We start from the raw sequence: 15,734 nt of genomic DNA, 5'->3' as shown, positions 1-15,734 counted from the left end.
CTCTGTCCATGCTCGACCCCGCAAGCGGGTCTTCGAGCGTTGCCGCCAGCGGGATCGGCAGTCTCGCCTGGTTGTTGCTAGCCCTGCCGGCCTTCGGCGCGCTCGTGCTGCTCCTGGGTGGCAAGCGCACCGACAAGTGGGGCCACCTGCTGGGCTGCGCCACCGTGATCGCCGCGTTCGCGTACGGGGTCGCGCTGTTCTTCGACACGGTGGCGCTCGCGCCGGACGCGCGCACCACCGAGGTGCACCTGTTCGACTGGATCCCGGTCGGCGCGCTCGACGTGGAGTTCGGGCTGCGCCTCGACCCGCTGTCGCTGACGTTCGTGCTGCTGATCACCGGTGTCGGGTCGCTGATCCACATCTACTCGATCGGGTACATGGCGCACGAGGCGGGGCGGCGGAAGTTCTTCGCCTACCTGAACCTCTTCGTCGCCGCGATGCTGCTGCTGGTGCTCGGCAACGGCTTCGTGACGCTGTACTTCGGCTGGGAGGGCGTCGGCCTGGCGTCCTACCTGCTCATCGGCTGGTACCAGTACAAGCCGGAAGCGGCGTCGGCCGCGAAGAAGGCGTTCCTGATGAACCGGGTCGGCGACCTGGGCCTGGCGATCGCCATCTTCATCATGTTCAAGGAGCTGGGCACCACCCAGTACACCGAGGTGTTCGCGCGCGTCGGCGAGTTCTCGTCGGCCGAGGTGCTGGCCATCACGTTGTTGCTGCTGCTCGGCGCGTGCGGCAAGTCGGGCCAGTTCCCGCTGCAGGCGTGGTTGCCGGACGCGATGGCGGGCCCGACCCCGGTCTCCGCCCTGATCCACGCGGCCACGATGGTCACCGCGGGCGTGTACCTGATCGCCCGGTCGAACCCGATCTACAACCTGTCGGCGGACGGCCGCCTGGTCGTGATGATCATCGGCGGGGTGACGCTGCTGATCGGGTGCATCATCGGCTGCGCGTACGACGACTTCAAGAAGGTGCTGGCCTACTCGACGGTCAGCCAGATCGGCTACATGATCCTGGCGGTCGGCCTCGGCCCGATCGGCTACGCGCTGGGCATCATGCACCTGCTCACGCACGGCTTCTTCAAGGCCGGGCTCTTCCTCGGCGCCGGTTCGGTCATGCACGGCATGAACGACGAGGGCAACATCCGCCGGATGGGCGGGCTGATGAAGAAGATGCCGATCACCTTCGTCACCTGGACGCTCGGCTACCTGGCCCTGATCGGCTTCCCGTTCCTGTCCGGCTACTTCTCCAAGGACGCCATCATCGCGGCGGCGTTCAGCATGGAGGGGTGGCGCGGCTGGGTCTTCGGCGGCGTGGCCGCCCTGGGCGCGGGCCTGACCGCGTTCTACATGACCCGGCTGTTCGTCCTGGTGTTCCTGGGCAAGCCCCGGTACACCGAGCTGCGCTCGGAGGACGGCCGCGAGTACCGCCCGCACGAGTCGCCGGTCAGCATGACGCTGCCGATGATCGTGCTGGCGGTCGGCTCGGTCGGCGCCGGCTGGTTCTTCTCCTCCGGCCACAACCTGGCCGGCTGGCTCACCCCGTCGCTGGGCGAGCTGCAGGAGCAGCACGGCGTGCTCTCGCACGGCGTGGTGAACTTCCTGGTACTCGGCCTGTCGGCGCTCGGCGCCGCGCTCGGCTTCCTGCTCTTCCTGCGCCGTGAGCAGCCGGTGGAACGGCCGGCTCGGGTGTCGTTCCCGGTCCGCGCCGCGCGTGCCGACCTGTACGGCAACGCGCTCAACGAGGCGCTCTTCGCGCGGCCGGGCACCTGGCTCACCCGCGCGCTGGTGTTCGTGGACAACAAGGGCGTCGACGGCCTGGTCAACGGGTCGGCGGCGCTGCTCGGCGGTAGCTCGGGCCGGCTGCGCAGGCTGCAGACCGGGTTCGTGCGCTCGTACGCGCTCTCCATGCTCCTGGGTGCGGTCTTCGTCCTGGGCGCGCTGCTGATGGTGAGGTTCTCGTGAGCTGGACGCTGATCGCGCTGCTCCTGCTGCCGCTCGCCGGCAGCCTGGTGGTGGCGTTCCTGCGGGGCAACGACCGGTTGGCCAAGACGGTCGCACTGGCGTTCTCGCTGGCCGAGCTGGTGCTGGCGGTGCTGGCGTGGACGGCGTTCGACCCGGGCGGCGACCGGCTGCAGCTGACCAGCTCGGCTGAGTGGATCCCGGCGTTCGGCGTGCACCTGTCGTTCGGCGTGGACGGCATCGCGCTGGTGATGATCGCGCTGATCGCGTTCCTGGTGCCGGTCGTCATCGGCGGCTCGTGGGCGGACAAGCTGCCCGAGGGCCGCAGCGCGGGCGGGTTCTTCGCACTGCTGCTGGCCATGCAGACCGGCATGGTCGGTGTCTTCGCGGCCACCGACGTGTTCGTGTTCTACGTGTTCTTCGAGGCCGTGCTGGTCCCGATGTACTTCCTGATCGGCCGCTTCGGCGGGCCGAACCGGCAGTACGCGGCGATGAAGTTCTTCCTGTACTCGCTGCTCGGCGGCCTGATCATGCTGGCCTCGGTGATCGGCCTCTACGTGGTCAGCGCGGACAAGATCGGCCAGGGCACGTTCGACTGGGCCACGCTGGTCACGGTGACGCGCGAGCTGCCGCTGTCCACCCAGATCTGGTTGTTCCTCGGCTTCTTCGTGGCGTTCGCCATCAAGGCGCCGCTGGTGCCGCTGCACACGTGGCTGCCCGACGCCGGTGCGGAAGCGCCGGTGGGCGCGGGCGTGCTGCTGGTCGGCATCCTGGACAAGATCGGCACGTTCGGGTTCCTGCGCTACTGCCTGCCGCTGTTCCCGGCGGCCAGCAAGGAACTCGCGCCGCTGGTGCTCATCCTGGCCGTGGTCGGCATCCTGTACGGCTCGCTGCTCGCCGTGGGCCAGTCCGACATGAAGCGGTTCGTGGCCTACACCTCGATCGCGCACTTCGGCTTCATCGCGCTGGGCATCTTCGCGTTCAGCTCGCAGGCGGGCACCGGCGCGGTGCTGTACATGGTCAACCACGGCATCTCGACCGGCATGCTGTTCCTGGTCGTCGGCATGGTGATGGCCCGCGGCGGCTCGCGCCTGATCGAGGACTACGGCGGCATGGCCAAGCTCACCCCGGTGCTGGGCGGGCTGTTCTTCGTGGCCGGTCTGTCGTCGCTGGCACTGCCGGGCACCAACTCGTTCGTGAGCGAGTTCCTGGTGCTCATCGGCTCCTACCCGAACGAGCCGGTCTACACGATCCTGGCCGCCATCGGCATGGTGCTGGCCGCGCTGTACGTCCTGTGGCTGTACCAGCGGGTGTTCCAGGGCCCGGTGCGCGGCACGGCGCTGATCGACGCGGTCGGCGGGCCCGGTGCGGCGGTCGACCCGGAGCGCGCGTCGGTGCCGGACCTGAACAAGCGCGAACTGGCCGTGCTCGCGCCGCTGGTGGCACTGATCCTGGTGCTCGGCTTCTACCCGAAGCCGGTGTTGGACGTGATCACCCCGTCCGTCGGGGCGACGCTCAGCGAGGTCGGGGTGGCCGACCCGGTCGCGCAGGAAGGCAAGTGACGTGACGACGTTCCTCTCGCAGAACGTGGAACGGCTGCAAGCCCCGGAGATCGACTACGGGGCCGTCGCACCGTTGCTGATCGTGCTCGGCGCGGCCTGCCTCAGCGTGCTCTTCGAGGCGTTCCTGCCCAAGGTGCAGCGGTGGGCGGCGCAGGTCGTGCTGACCCTGCTCACGCTGGCCGCGGCGGGCGCCGGGCTCGTGGTGTACGCGTCCGGGGAAGGCACCCCTGAGCAGGGCAAGCTGACCCTGGCGGGCACCATCGCGGTCGACCGCCCGGTGATCTTCCTGTGGGGCACGCTGCTGCTGCTCGGCCTGGGCGCCGTGCTGCTCATCGCGGACCGGTCGGTCGAGCCGGGCGGCGCGTTCGTCGCCGACGCCTCGATCCTGCCGGGCCAGGGTTCGCAGGTGTACAAGGGCTCCGGGTCGACGATGGTGCAGACCCGGGCCCACGCGACCCGGTTCGGCATGCAGACCGAGGTGTTCCCGCTGACGCTGTTCGCGCTCGGCGGCATGATGGTCTTCGTCGCGGCGAACGACCTGCTCACCATGTTCATCGCGCTGGAAGTGCTGTCGCTGCCGCTGTACCTGATGTGCGGCCTGGCCCGCCGTCGCCGCCTGCTGTCGCAGGAGGCCGCGGTGAAGTACTTCCTGCTCGGCGCGTTCGCGTCGGCGTTCTTCCTGTACGGCGTGGCCCTGCTGTACGGCTACGCGGGCTCGGTGAAGCTGGCCGACATCGCCAACGCCACCACGGCCACCGACCGGTCCGACACGCTGCTGTACGCGGGCTTCGGCCTGCTCGTCGTCGGCCTGCTGTTCAAGGCCTCGGTCGGCCCGTTCCACGCCTGGACCCCGGACGTCTACCAGGGCTCGCCCACGCCGGTGACGGCGTTCATGGCGGCGTGCACGAAGGTCGCCGCGTTCGGCGGCATCCTGCGCGTGCTCTACGGCGCGTTCGAGCGGTCGAGCTGGGAGTGGAACGGCGTGCTGTGGGGCGTGGCCATCGCGTCCATGGTGATCGGCGCGGTCCTCGGCCTCACCCAGACCGACGTGAAGCGGATGATCGCGTACTCGTCGGTGGCGCACGCGGGCTTCCTGCTGATCGGCGCGATCTCGCTGAACGACCAGGGCCTGTCCGGCACGATGTTCTACCTGATGGCGTACGGCTTCACCACGATCGCCGCGTTCGGCATCGTCAGCCTGGTGCGCAACGGTGACGGCGAGGCCACCCACCTGTCCCAGTGGGCGGGTCTGGCCAAGCGGTCGCCGGTGGTGGCGGGCGTGTTCACGTTCCTGCTGCTCGCGCTGGCCGGTCTGCCGTTGACCAGCGGATTCGTCGGCAAGTTCGTGGTGTTCGCGGCAGCCGTGGAAGCCGGCATGGTGCCGCTGGTGGTGATCGCCCTGGTCGCTTCGGCGGTGGCGGCGTTCTTCTACCTGCGGGTGATCGTGCTGATGTACTTCAGCGAGCCCGCGCCGGACGGCCCCACGGTGAGCGTGCCCGGCGCGTTCACCACGGTGGCCATCACCCTGGGTGCGGCGATCACGCTCGTGCTCGGCGTCTACCCGTCGTTCGCCCTCGATTGGGCGGGTGCCGGCACGTTCATCTTCTAGTGGTACGTAGGCTCTGTAGCCGTGACCAGTAGCGAGCGGGCGGGGACGGGGTTCCGGTTTGCGGACCCCGTGCTCGCGGAGGTGGTTCAGGACGGCCTGGCCGAGGTGGAAGAGCTGCTGCACAAGGTCGTGCAGAGCGAGTTCCACCCGGTGATGGAGACGTCCCTGCACCTGGTGTCCGCGGGCGGCAAGCGCATCCGCCCGCTGTTCACCATCCTGTCCGCCCAGTTCGGCGGCACGTGGGACCGGGAGAGCGTGATCAAGGCGGCGGCGGTCGTCGAGCTGACCCACCTCGCCACGCTGTACCACGACGACGTGATGGACGAGGCGACCATGCGCCGCGGTGCGGCGTCGGCCAACGCGAAGTGGGACAACAGCATCGCGATCCTGACCGGCGACTACCTGTTCGCGCACGCGTCGGCGCTGGTCGCGGACCTGGGCACGGGTGCGGCGCGGATCATCGCGGAGACGTTCTCCGAGCTGGTGACCGGCCAGATGCGCGAGACGATGGGCCCGCGGGCGGGTGAGGACCCGGTCGCGCACTACCTGACCACGATCGCGGAGAAGACCGGTTCGCTGATCGCCACCGCCGCCCGGTTCGGGGCGATGTTCTCCGACGTGACGCCGGAGCAGGTGGAGGCGCTGCGGTCGTACGGCGAGGTCATCGGGGCGGCGTTCCAGATCTCCGACGACGTCATCGACATCGCGTCGCCCTCGGAGGAGTCGGGCAAGACGCCCGGCACGGACCTGCGCGAGGGCGTCAAGACCCTCCCGATGCTCTACGCGCTGGAAGACGAGCCGGACTCACGCCTGGCCAAGCTCCTGGCCGCTCCCATCACCGACGACGCCGAGGTGGACGAGGCCCTGGCCCTCCTGCGCGCGTCCACGGGCCTGCAGCGCGCCCGCCGCACCCTGGACGACTACGCCGCCCGCGCCCGCGCCACCCTGACCGTCCTGCCCGCCGGCACCGCCCGCGACGCCCTGGCCTCCGTGAGCGACTACGTCGTCACCCGCTCCCACTAACCCGCGAGAGTCCAACGCTCAGCGCGCGAGAGTCGTACGTTCGCGACCCCTGAATTCAACGCTCACGGCTAACAGCGTTAGGGCCGAACGTTGAACTCAGGTGTCCTGAACGTACGACTCTCGCGACGTGAGCGTTGGACTCTCGCGGGGTCAGGTGAGGTCGGGGACGGGGAGGCGGCGGCGGGTGCGGATCGTGTCCACGGTGAAGACCAGCAGCGCGAGCCAGACCAGGGCGAAGCCGAACCAGCGGGACGCGGGCATCGGCTCGTGCATCACGAACACACCCCACGCGAACTGCAGCACGGGCGCCAGGTACTGCAGCATGCCCATCGTCACCAGCGGCACGAGGCGGGCGCCCGCGCCGAACAGGATCAGCGGGATCGCGGTCACCAGCCCGGCCGACGCCAGCCACAGCGCGTGGCCCCAGCCGCCCGAGTGGAACGTCCCGGCCGGCCCCAGCCAGATCAGGTAACCGACCGCGATCGGCGCGAGCACGATGCTCTCCGCGGTCAGGCTGGCCGTCGCGTCCAGCGGCACGGTCTTCTTCAACAGCCCGTACACGCCGAACGAGCACGCCAGCGCGAGCGAGATCCACGGCAGCCTGCCGTAGTCCACCGCCAGCACCACGACCGCGGCCACCGCGATCACCAGCGCCCCGTACTGCGGCAAGCGCAGGCGTTCCCGCAGGACGACCACCCCGAGCAGCACGCTGACCAGCGGATTGATGAAGTACCCGAGCGCGGCCTCGACGACGTGCGACGTGTTCACCGCGTGGATGTAGACGCCCCAGTTGACCGCGATGAGCACCGACGCGGCGGCCACCATCGCCCAGCCGCGCGCCGACAGCCTGCGGATGCCCGCCCAACGCCCCACCACCGCCGTGATGACGACCATCACGACCAGTGACCAGGCGATCCGGTGCGCCAGGATCTCCACCGACCCGGCCGGCTGCAGCAACGGCCAGTAAGCGGGCACGATGCCCCAGAGGAAGTAGGCGCCGATGCCGAACGCCATCCCGCGGTTGGTGCGGTCGACCTCCGGCGCAGCAGTGGAGGCAGGGGTCAACGGCGGCACACGGGCTACTCTACGCCAGCCGTTTTGGCTGGTCAGTTGCTCTGAGTGGCCTACTATCGAACTCTGGCCACGGGTCCGGCCGGCCCCACGCGCCGGAACCGGCGGTCAGGGTAGTTTTGCACCGCTTCCACTACCGGGTGAAGGCCTGGGAGCGGAGCGTGTCGGGGTGTGACAAAGCAGCAGTGGGAGGGTCTCCCGTGAGTTCGCTCTTCGGGCAGGTGTGGCTGTGGAGCCTGCTGTCCTTCGTGGCAGGCGTCGCACTCACCTGGCTGGTCCTGGTGCGTCCGGCCAAGAGGGAGCTGGAAGACCTGGAGGAACGCCTCCTGACGTCGCCGCGCCCGGGTGCCGGCTCGTCCTCGGGCTCCGCCGCCGCCGCGAAGGCGGACGTGCGTGACGAGTTCGACAACTGGCACGTGGAGGCGTCCCGCTCGCTGGCGGACGACGTGCTGACGCCCGAGCCCGCGCGCTACGAGGCCGTCGCCGAGCGCCCCCGGTTCGACGCGGCGCCCGAGCCCGCCCGCTTCGACGTGACGAACGAGCCCGTGCACTTCGACGTCACCAACGAGCCGGTCCGCTACGACGTGACCAACATGAAGCTCGACCAGCGCGACTCGCTGCTGGAGGAGCTGGACGACGAGCACCGGCCGCTGTCCGACTTCGAGGAGCAGCACGACTTCCCCGAGCTCGACGACGAGCCGCCGCGCAGCCTGTTCGAGCGGCTGGCGCCGGGTGCGGACACCAGGGAGACGCTGGAGCCCAAGCCGCGGCCGCGGTCGTACCAGCCGGACGACGAGCCGGAACTGCCCGCCGAGGCGACGACGACCCTGATGCCCGCGGTGCCGTCCGGTCCGGTCGCCGAGGTGGCGCCGCGGCAGGAGGAGCCGACCGCGCCGCCGGAGGTCGAGGTCTTCCAGCCGCGCGAGGTGTGGCGCGAGGAGCCCGTCAAGGAGGTCTACGACGAGGACGTGGACACCGCCGGCCGCGAGGAGGAGGACGAGCCGGAACGCAGGCCCGGTGCCACCGAGGAGACGGCCCTCATCCCGGCCACCGCGCTGGCGCAGGCCATCGCCGAGGTCGACGGCGAGCGGCGGCGGACCGACGAGCCCGAGCCGCAGGTGTGGCCCGAGCACGACCTGACCGGCCACTTCACGCCGGTGGACGTCGAGTCGGCCCGCGGTGAGCCGGCTGAGCCCACCACCAGGCCGACGTCCAGCGACGAGGCGTTCCTCAACGACCTGGCCCGGCAGCAGGAGAGCCGCCAGGACGAGCCGCGTCACGGCGAGGTCCGTCCGGCCGAGGAGCCCGACGACGAGGGCCCGCACACCGACGTCATCCGCGCCGTGGTCGACGCCGAGCCGGTGGAGTCCGAGCCGGAGGTCGCCGCGCCCTCCGAGCCGACGGGTGCGCCCGAAGCTGTCGAGCCGGTTGCGCCCGAGGTGGTCGCCGAGCCCGAGGTGACCGAGCCGCCCGCGTTCGAGCCGACGTTCGTCCCGCAGGCGGCCGACCAGCCCCTGCCCGCCCGCACGGCCGAGCCCAAGCCGGAGCCGAAGAAGGACGAGCCCGCCCGGCCGCGCAGCCTGTTCGAGCCGCTGGAGGACGACGCCGTGGAGGAGCCGGAGCAGCCCCGCCCGGCGCCGTCGCCGTCGTCCGGCAACGACCAGCCGTTCGTGCCCACGCTCGCGCCCGAACTGCTGGCCGGCAACCCCGTGCCGATGAACCCGACCGGCGGCCTGCCGCAGCGCCCCACCCGTCCCGCGGGCGGCCAGCGCACGCCCCCACCCGCACCGCTCGCGCCGAAGCCGATCACGCCTCCGCCACCGCGCCCGGTGCGCCCGCGCCCGGTCGGGTTCAGCCCGAGCACCGGCGGCAGGCCCGCACCCGGCAGCACCCGCTTCCAGGGCCAGCAGGAGGGCTTCAACCCGCGCTCGCCGTTCGGCCCCGGCTCGGTGCTGCCGAAGTCCGATGGCCTGGCCCCGGCACCGGAGTTCCAGGTCAAGGCGACCCTGACCGGCCGCCGCTACTTCACCAACGAGTCGGCGAACTTCCGCGAGACCCGCGCCGACGTGTGGTTCCGCACCACCTCGGACGCCGAGAAGGCGGGCTTCCGCCAGGCCCCGTAGCAACACCCCTCGGCCAGTCCTGGCCGGTCGCCGCACACCGACCGGCCAGGAATTGTCGTACCCCTCTGGGAGAATGAAAGCAGGGGACCCCCTGGCGAGGACCCCTGCGAAGCGTTCGCACCAGCACCAGCACCAGCACCAGCACCAGCACCGGCGAGGTGTTCGGCCGGACCGGTCTCGGCTTTCGGCGAGGCGTTCGTTGGGGCATGAGCCCGGGCAGCCTGCGAAGCGATGCCCGCATGAGAGAGGGCCCCTGTTCCGGGAGGCGGAACAGGGGCCCTCGCCCGTGCGGTGAGGCTCAGCCCGTGACGGTCCAGGTGTCCTTGCCGTGCAGCAGCGCGCGCAGGTCCGCGGGCTTCGCGGCCTTGGCCTGCTCCACCTGCGCCCGCGCCGCGTCGTCGTACGTGGTGCGCGCGACGTTGCGGAACACGCCGGTGACGGTGTGCTGCAGGTCCTGCGTCGACAGCCGCGACAGCGCGAACGACAGGTTCAGGTCCGACGCGTCGTGCACCACGACGTCCTCCGGCGCGACGTCCGCCGACTTGGCCACGGCCAGGCCGAAGCCGTCCCGCACCACCGAGTACTCGCCGTTGCCGAACGTGATCGGCTGCCCGTCGACCACGTTGATGATCCGCCGGGCGGCCTCGTCGGAGTCCTTGAGCACGTCGAACGCGCCGTCGTTGAAGATCGGGCAGTTCTGGTAGATCTCCACCAGCGCCGACCCGCGGTGCTCGGCGGCCTGCCGCAGCACCTCGGTCAGCCCCGCCCGGTCCGAGTCGACCGCGCGGCCGACGAAGGTGGCCTCCGCGCCCAGCGCCAGCGACACCGGGTTGAACGGGTGGTCCAGCGAGCCGAGCGGCGTGGACTTGGTGACCTTGCCCTCTTCGGACGTCGGCGAGTACTGGCCCTTGGTCAGGCCGTAGATCCGGTTGTTGAACAGCAGGATCTTGAGGTTCACGTTGCGACGCAGCGTGTGGATCAGGTGGTTGCCGCCGATGGACAGCGCGTCGCCGTCACCGGTGACGACCCACACCGACAGGTCCGGCCGGGCCACGGCCAGGCCGGTCGCGATGGCCGGCGCACGCCCGTGGATGGAGTGCATGCCGTAGGTGTTCATGTAGTACGGGAACCGCGACGAGCAGCCGATCCCGGACACGAACACGATGTTCTCGCGCTTGAGCCCCAGCGTGGGCAGGAACGACTGCACGGCGTTGAGCACCACGTAGTCGCCGCAGCCGGGGCACCAGCGGACCTCCTGGTCCGACTTGTAGTCCTTGGCCTTCTGAGGCTCGTCCGCCGTGGGCACGCCGACCAGACCCCCAATGGTCGGCAGGCCCAGTTCCGTCGCCGTCATTCGGACACTCCCTTGATCACGTCGGCGAGCACGTCCTGAAGCTCTTCGGCCTTGAACGGCAGGCCCTGCACCTTCGTGTAGCTGATCGCGTCGACCAGGTACTTGGCGCGCAGCAGCAGCGCCAGCTGGCCGAGGTTCATCTCGGGCACCACGACCTTGTCGTACCGCGCCAGCACCTCGCCCAGGTTCTTCGGGAACGGGTTGAGGTGCCGCAGGTGCGCGTGCGCGACCGGCATGCCCAGCTTGCGCACCCGCCGCGCCGCCGCGCCGATCGGGCCGTAGGACGAGCCCCAGCCCACGACGAGCACGCGTGCCTGCCCGGACGGGTCGTCGACCTCGACGTCGGGCACCCGGATGCCGTCGATCTTGCGCTGCCGCAGCCGCACCATGTAGTCGTGGTTGGCCGGGTCGTAGGAGATGTTGCCGGTGCCGTCGGCCTTCTCCAGCCCGCCGATGCGGTGCTGCAGACCGGCCGTGCCGGGCACCGCCCACGGCCGGGCCAGCGTCTCCGGGTCGCGCAGGTAGGGCCAGAACGCGTCACCGTCCGGCGAGTTCGGCTCGGTGGCGAACTCCACGCCCAGGTCGGGCAGCTCGGACACCTCGGGGATCAGCCACGGCTCGGAGCCGTTGGCGATCGCGCCATCGGACAGCAGCAGCACCGGCGTGCGGTAGGCCAGCGCGATGCGGGCGGCCTCCAGCGCGGCGTCGAAGCAGTCCGCGGGCGACTGCGGCGCGACGATCGCGACCGGCGACTCGCCGTTGCGGCCGAACATCGCCTGCAGCAGGTCGGCCTGCTCGGTCTTGGTCGGCAGACCGGTGGACGGGCCACCGCGCTGCACGTCCACGACGATCAGCGGCAGCTCGGTCATCACGGCCAGGCCGATGGTCTCGGACTTCAGCGCCACACCGGGGCCGGACGTCGACGTCACGCCGAGCGCGCCGCCGTAGGAGGCACCCAGCGCCGCGCCGATGCCCGCGATCTCGTCCTCGGCCTGCAACGTGGTGATGCCGAAGTTCTTGTGCTTGGACAGCTCGTGCAGGATGTCCGACGCCGGGGTGATCGGGTACGTGCCCAGCACCACGGGCAGCCCGGACTGCTGACCGGCGGCGATGAGGCCGTAGGCGAGCGCGGTGTTGCCGGTGATCTGGCGGTACGTGCCCTGGTTCAGCTTGGCGGGCGCGACCTCGTAGGTGACCGCGAACGACTCGGTGGTCTCGCCGTAGTTCCAGCCCGCCCGGAACGCCAGCACGTTGGCCTCGGCGATGTCGGGCTTCTTGGCGAACTTCTCGCGCAGGAACCGCTCGGTGCCCTCGGTCGGCCGGTGGTACATCCAGGACAGCAGGCCGAGGGCGAACATGTTCTTCGCCCGTTCCGCGTCCTTCTTGCCCAGGCCGGTGTTCTCCAGGGCGCCGATGGTCAGCGTGGCCATCGCGACCTTGTGCACCTGGTAGGTCTCGGTGAGGGAGTTGTCCTCCAGCGGGTCGGCCGCGTAGCCGACCTTGACCAGGTTGCGCTTGGTGAACTCGTCGGTGTTGACGATGAGGATCCCGCCCTTGGGCAGGTCGTCGATGTTCGCCTTGAGCGCGGCCGGGTTCATCGCCACCAGCACGTCGGGGCGGTCGCCGGGGGTGAGGATGTCGTAGTCGGCGAAGTGCAGCTGGAAGCTGGAGACGCCGGGCAGCGTGCCCTGGGGCGCCCGGATCTCGGCCGGGAAGTTCGGCTGGGTGGCGAGGTCGTTGCCGAACGCGGCGGCCTCGGAGGTGAACCGGTCGCCGGTGAGCTGCATGCCGTCGCCGGAGTCGCCGGCGAAGCGGATCACCACGCGGTCGAGCTTGCGGACCGTGCCGCTCCTGCCGGGCGTGGTCTCCCCGGGTGCGGTCTGCTCAGGCGAGCCACCTGGCGCGGCGCCGTTACCAACGTCGGTAGTCATGTCCTACGCCGATCCCTTTCCTCACAACCGCCTGGGAGCTGATGCCCCCGTGCCCCTCCGCGAGGGTAGTCGTGCCCGACGAAGTGCCGGTTTCCCCTGTACCACTCTGCGGGACGGTTCGTCCCACCAGGTGCGCAGGGCGCCAACTGGGCAGTAATCGAGTAATACTGGCTGGTAACTGTTACTTGAAGTTACAGGTACTCTCGCGGTCTGTCCAGGTCACTCCCGGCCGCTGATCCTGGCCTTCATCGCGGCCAGCCTGGCCTGGAACTCCGGTGTCCCGATCGAGGCGACCTGGGGCGTCAGCTCGGTGTCCACGGCCCGGGCGTGGTCGGTCAGCGCGGCGGTCGTGCGCATGGACGCCTTGATCGTGCGGACCAGTGCGCGCGAGGCTTCGGCCGGGGGACGCGCGAACTCGACCGCCGCGGCGACCAGCTCGTCGTGCCCGCCGTCGACCCGTGCCCAGGCCAGACCGTGGGATACCGCCGCGTCCGCGCCCAAAACCTGACCGAACAGGGTCATGGCGGTCGCGGTCTGGGGACCGGCGAGCCGGTGCAGCATCCACGTCATCCCGCCACCGGGGTGGATGCCCAGCTGGAGGAACCGCGCGTCGAACGTCGCGTCCGCGTTGACCAGCCGCACGTCGCAGGCCAGCGCCAGGTTCAGCCCCGCGCCGACCGCCGCGCCACCGACCGCCGCGATCGTCGGCAACGTGCAGCGGGCCACCGCGAGGAACCCGGCGTAGATGCGCCGCAGGCCGTCTTCCCGGGCTTCGCCGAGCGCGGTGAGGTCCGCGCCCGCGCAGAACGCCGGTGGCGCGCCCGTGATCACGACGGCGTGCACGTCCGCGTCGTCCTCGCAGGTCCGCACGGCGGCCACGAGCTGGTCGGAGAGGTCCAGCGTGAGCGCGTTGCGGCGTTCGGGGTCGTGCACGGTGATGACCGCCACGCGGTCGGAACGTTGCAGGAGCACTTCGGCCATGCGGGCGACTCTAGGGCGCGGGCGGGCGGTCCAAGAGTCGGGAGAGCACGACAGTCGAGACGGTCCGGTCGATGATCTCGACGGCGCGCAGCCGTTCCAGCGCGGTCTCCAGGTGGTGGATGTTCGCCGCGCGCAGGTGCACGATCGCGTCCGCCGCGCCGGAGACCGTGTAGGCGGCCCTGACCTCGGGCATCGACTCCAGGCGCTGCTGGATGTCGTGCGGCGCCACGTTGCCGCGGCAGTGCACCTCCACGAACGCCTCCGTGCCCCAGCCGAGCTGCTCGGGGTCGACCACGGCCGTGAAGCCGCGCAGCACGCCCGTGTCCAGCAACTTGTCCACCCGCCGCTTCACCGCGGGCGCCGACAGGCCGACCTCCTTGCCGATGTCGGCGTAGCTGGAGCGGGCGTTGGCCATCAGGCGCGAAATGATTCGCTGGTCGATCGAGTCCACACGCAACATTCTGCCCTAGGAGACGCAATATCGCGGCGTTGTTCGATGGTCGGAGGGCAATCTACATTTCGATCCATGACCTCGGTTTCCTTCGCGGGCCCCGGTGACGAGCCGATCGTGCTCGACGTCGCCACCCCCGCAACGCAGGTGCGCGTGCCGACCACCCGTCGGTACCTCATGTGCCCGCCCGCGTACTTCACCGTGGAGTACGCGATCAACCCGTGGATGGACCCCACGCAGCCGATCAGCACGTCGCTGGCGATGGAGCAGTGGACGGCCCTGAAGGAGACCTACGAGCGCCTCGGGCACGAGGTCGAGACCATCGACCCCCAGCCGGGCCTGCCGGACATGGTCTTCTCGGCCAACTCCGGCACCGTGATCGAGGGCCAGGTCCTGGGCTCCCGCTTCCGCGCACCCCAGCGTGCCGCCGAGGCCGACCACTTCCGCCGCTGGTTCCTGGCCAACGGCTACCGCGACGTCGTCATGCCCGAGCGCACGAACGAGGCCGAGGGCGACTTCACCTGGACCGGCAAGTACCTCCTGGCCGGCACGGGCTTCCGCACGGACCCGCTGGCCCACTCCGAGGCCCAGGAGGTCCTCGGCGTCCCGGTGATCTCGCTGCAGCTGACCGACCCCCGCTACTACCACCTGGACGTCGCCCTGTTCGTGCTGGCCGACGACCTGGTCGCCTACTACCCGGACGCCTTCTCGCCGGGCAGCCGACGCGTCCTGCGCCGCCTGTTCCCCGACGCCGTCATCGCCACCGCCGAGGACGCCGCCTGCCTGGGCCTGAACGCGGTCTCAGACGGCCGCCACGTGGTCCTGCCGGTGGAAGCCACCGCCCTGGCCGACCAGGTGGCCGCCCGCGGCTTCGACCCGGTCTTCGTGGACATCTCGGAACTGCGCAAGTCCGGCGGCGGCCCGAAGTGCTGCACCATGGAACTCCGGAACTGAACACTCGCCGGTCGGCGACGCTCCAGGTCGAGCACGTCCCGCACGGCGGGATGATCGCCGAATGCCGAGGCCCCGCCGGGTCGTGAACGACTCGGCGGGGCCTCGGCAGTGGTGGGGGTTACGGCCGGCGACCGGTGAGGCCGACGATCCGGTCGATCAGGGGCGCGTCGGCGGGCACCTCGACCTCGGGGCCGTAGAGGCCCATCTCGCGGCCCATCGGCGCCGTCTCCAGGAGGTCGGCGTGCAGGAACTCCAGCACCTCCGCGTCCCACGACACCACCTGACCGGTGCCCTGGGCCAGGTCCCACGTGTGCACGACCGTCTCGCCCAGCACCATCGCGCCGATCATCGCGGCCGGCAGCTCCTGCGGGCTGCCCAGCGTCGTCGTCCCCTCCCAGGCGGACGGCTCGGCCCACGCGTCGGCACGGTCACGCAGCAGTGCCCGCAGGTCGGCGGCCCAGTCGCCGGTGGTCAGGTCGACGTCGGCCTCCGCGGCGGCGGGCGGCGGCGGTGCCGGCTGCTTGCGCCCGGCGGCGCTCAGCGACGGGCCCCAGAACAGCAGGTGGTTCACCAGCCTGCGGACGTCGAACTCCGCGCACGGCGTCGGCGCGTCCAACTGGTCGGGCTTGACGTTCCCGACGACCTCCGACGCGGTCGCCACGGCCTTGTCGATCAATTGCTCACGGGACATGCGGCCACCCTAGGTACGGTTTCCGC

General features: G+C 70.6%; 12 protein-coding genes. 6 read left to right on the top strand and 6 right to left on the bottom strand.

Annotated features, from left to right (window positions below; genetic code table 11):
* Nucleotides 1-8 precede the first annotated feature (8 nt).
* Genes nuoL through B0I31_RS20010 form a run of 4 tightly spaced genes read left to right on the top strand, consistent with a single transcriptional unit; the run spans nt 9 to nt 6,152 of the window.
* Nucleotides 9-1,961, top strand: a complete 1,953-nt coding sequence (gene nuoL, locus B0I31_RS20025) for an NADH-quinone oxidoreductase subunit L (RefSeq protein WP_425444377.1) — start codon at nt 9-11, stop codon at nt 1,959-1,961.
* The gene (locus B0I31_RS20020) at nt 1,958-3,520 is read left to right on the top strand and encodes an NADH-quinone oxidoreductase subunit M (RefSeq protein WP_106616881.1); all 1,563 of its coding nucleotides are present in this window, start codon (nt 1,958-1,960) and stop codon (nt 3,518-3,520) included. The genes nuoL and B0I31_RS20020 overlap by 4 nt, the downstream gene beginning before the upstream one ends.
* Before the next feature lies 1 nt (nt 3,521).
* On the top strand, nt 3,522-5,129 hold the full coding sequence (gene nuoN / locus B0I31_RS20015) for an NADH-quinone oxidoreductase subunit NuoN (RefSeq protein WP_106616880.1): 1,608 nt from the start codon (nt 3,522-3,524) through the stop codon (nt 5,127-5,129).
* A 21-nt stretch (nt 5,130-5,150) separates the two neighbouring features.
* Nucleotides 5,151-6,152, top strand: coding sequence for a polyprenyl synthetase family protein (locus tag B0I31_RS20010; protein WP_106616879.1), 1,002 nt, complete (start codon nt 5,151-5,153; stop codon nt 6,150-6,152).
* Nucleotides 6,153-6,302: 150 nt separating this feature from the next.
* Here B0I31_RS20010 and rarD read toward each other — a convergent pair whose 3' ends face one another.
* On the bottom strand, nt 6,303-7,226 hold the full coding sequence (gene rarD / locus B0I31_RS20005) for an EamA family transporter RarD (RefSeq protein WP_245950108.1): 924 nt from the start codon (nt 7,224-7,226) through the stop codon (nt 6,303-6,305).
* Between the two features lie 197 nt (nt 7,227-7,423).
* On the opposite strand from rarD, the gene B0I31_RS20000 reads away from it, so the two are divergent.
* Nucleotides 7,424-9,346 (top strand): sunset domain-containing protein, encoded by a 1,923-nt coding sequence (locus B0I31_RS20000; protein WP_106616877.1) that lies wholly within the window; start codon nt 7,424-7,426, stop codon nt 9,344-9,346.
* Nucleotides 9,347-9,644: 298 nt separating this feature from the next.
* Here the strand turns inward: B0I31_RS20000 and B0I31_RS19995 are convergent, their stop codons facing one another.
* The 4 genes from B0I31_RS19995 to B0I31_RS19980 form a co-directional block, all read right to left on the bottom strand.
* The gene (locus tag B0I31_RS19995) at nt 9,645-10,700 is read right to left on the bottom strand and encodes a 2-oxoacid:ferredoxin oxidoreductase subunit beta (RefSeq protein ID WP_106616876.1); all 1,056 of its coding nucleotides are present in this window, start codon (nt 10,698-10,700) and stop codon (nt 9,645-9,647) included.
* Nucleotides 10,697-12,631, bottom strand: a complete 1,935-nt coding sequence (locus tag B0I31_RS19990; protein ID WP_106616875.1) for a 2-oxoacid:acceptor oxidoreductase subunit alpha — start codon at nt 12,629-12,631, stop codon at nt 10,697-10,699. The genes B0I31_RS19995 and B0I31_RS19990 overlap by 4 nt, the downstream gene beginning before the upstream one ends.
* A gap of 219 nt (nt 12,632-12,850) precedes the next feature.
* Nucleotides 12,851-13,612 (bottom strand): enoyl-CoA hydratase, encoded by a 762-nt coding sequence (locus B0I31_RS19985; RefSeq protein WP_106616874.1) that lies wholly within the window; start codon nt 13,610-13,612, stop codon nt 12,851-12,853.
* A gap of 10 nt (nt 13,613-13,622) precedes the next feature.
* Complete coding sequence (locus B0I31_RS19980) at nt 13,623-14,063, bottom strand: Lrp/AsnC family transcriptional regulator (RefSeq protein ID WP_181320251.1); 441 nt, start codon at nt 14,061-14,063, stop codon at nt 13,623-13,625.
* A 75-nt stretch (nt 14,064-14,138) separates the two neighbouring features.
* Here B0I31_RS19980 and ddaH point away from each other — a divergent pair, with 75 nt between their 5' ends.
* Nucleotides 14,139-15,017 (top strand): dimethylargininase, encoded by an 879-nt coding sequence (gene ddaH, locus B0I31_RS19975; RefSeq protein ID WP_106616872.1) that lies wholly within the window; start codon nt 14,139-14,141, stop codon nt 15,015-15,017.
* A 118-nt stretch (nt 15,018-15,135) separates the two neighbouring features.
* Here the strand turns inward: ddaH and B0I31_RS19970 are convergent, their stop codons facing one another.
* The gene (locus tag B0I31_RS19970; protein WP_106616871.1) at nt 15,136-15,708 is read right to left on the bottom strand and encodes a TIGR03086 family metal-binding protein; all 573 of its coding nucleotides are present in this window, start codon (nt 15,706-15,708) and stop codon (nt 15,136-15,138) included.
* Between the last annotated feature and the right edge of the window lie 26 nt (nt 15,709-15,734).

This window comes from Saccharothrix carnea (assembly GCF_003014735.1).
GTDB lineage: Bacteria > Actinomycetota > Actinomycetes > Mycobacteriales > Pseudonocardiaceae > Actinosynnema > Actinosynnema carneum.
This window is presented reverse-complemented; position numbering and strand designations above follow the sequence as displayed.

What these genes read in the sequence shown, in the direction of transcription:
- nuoL (WP_425444377.1), top strand. Translation starts at nt 9, where the DNA reads ATGCTCGACCCCGCAAGCGGGTCTTCGAGCGTTGCCGCCAGCGGGATC.
- B0I31_RS19995 (WP_106616876.1), bottom strand. Translation starts at nt 10,700, where the DNA reads ATGACGGCGACGGAACTGGGCCTGCCGACCATTGGGGGTCTGGTCGGC.
- B0I31_RS19990 (WP_106616875.1), bottom strand. Translation starts at nt 12,631, where the DNA reads ATGACTACCGACGTTGGTAACGGCGCCGCGCCAGGTGGCTCGCCTGAG.
- B0I31_RS19985 (WP_106616874.1), bottom strand. Translation starts at nt 13,612, where the DNA reads ATGGCCGAAGTGCTCCTGCAACGTTCCGACCGCGTGGCGGTCATCACC.
- ddaH (WP_106616872.1), top strand. Translation starts at nt 14,139, where the DNA reads ATGACCTCGGTTTCCTTCGCGGGCCCCGGTGACGAGCCGATCGTGCTC.
- B0I31_RS19970 (WP_106616871.1), bottom strand. Translation starts at nt 15,708, where the DNA reads ATGTCCCGTGAGCAATTGATCGACAAGGCCGTGGCGACCGCGTCGGAG.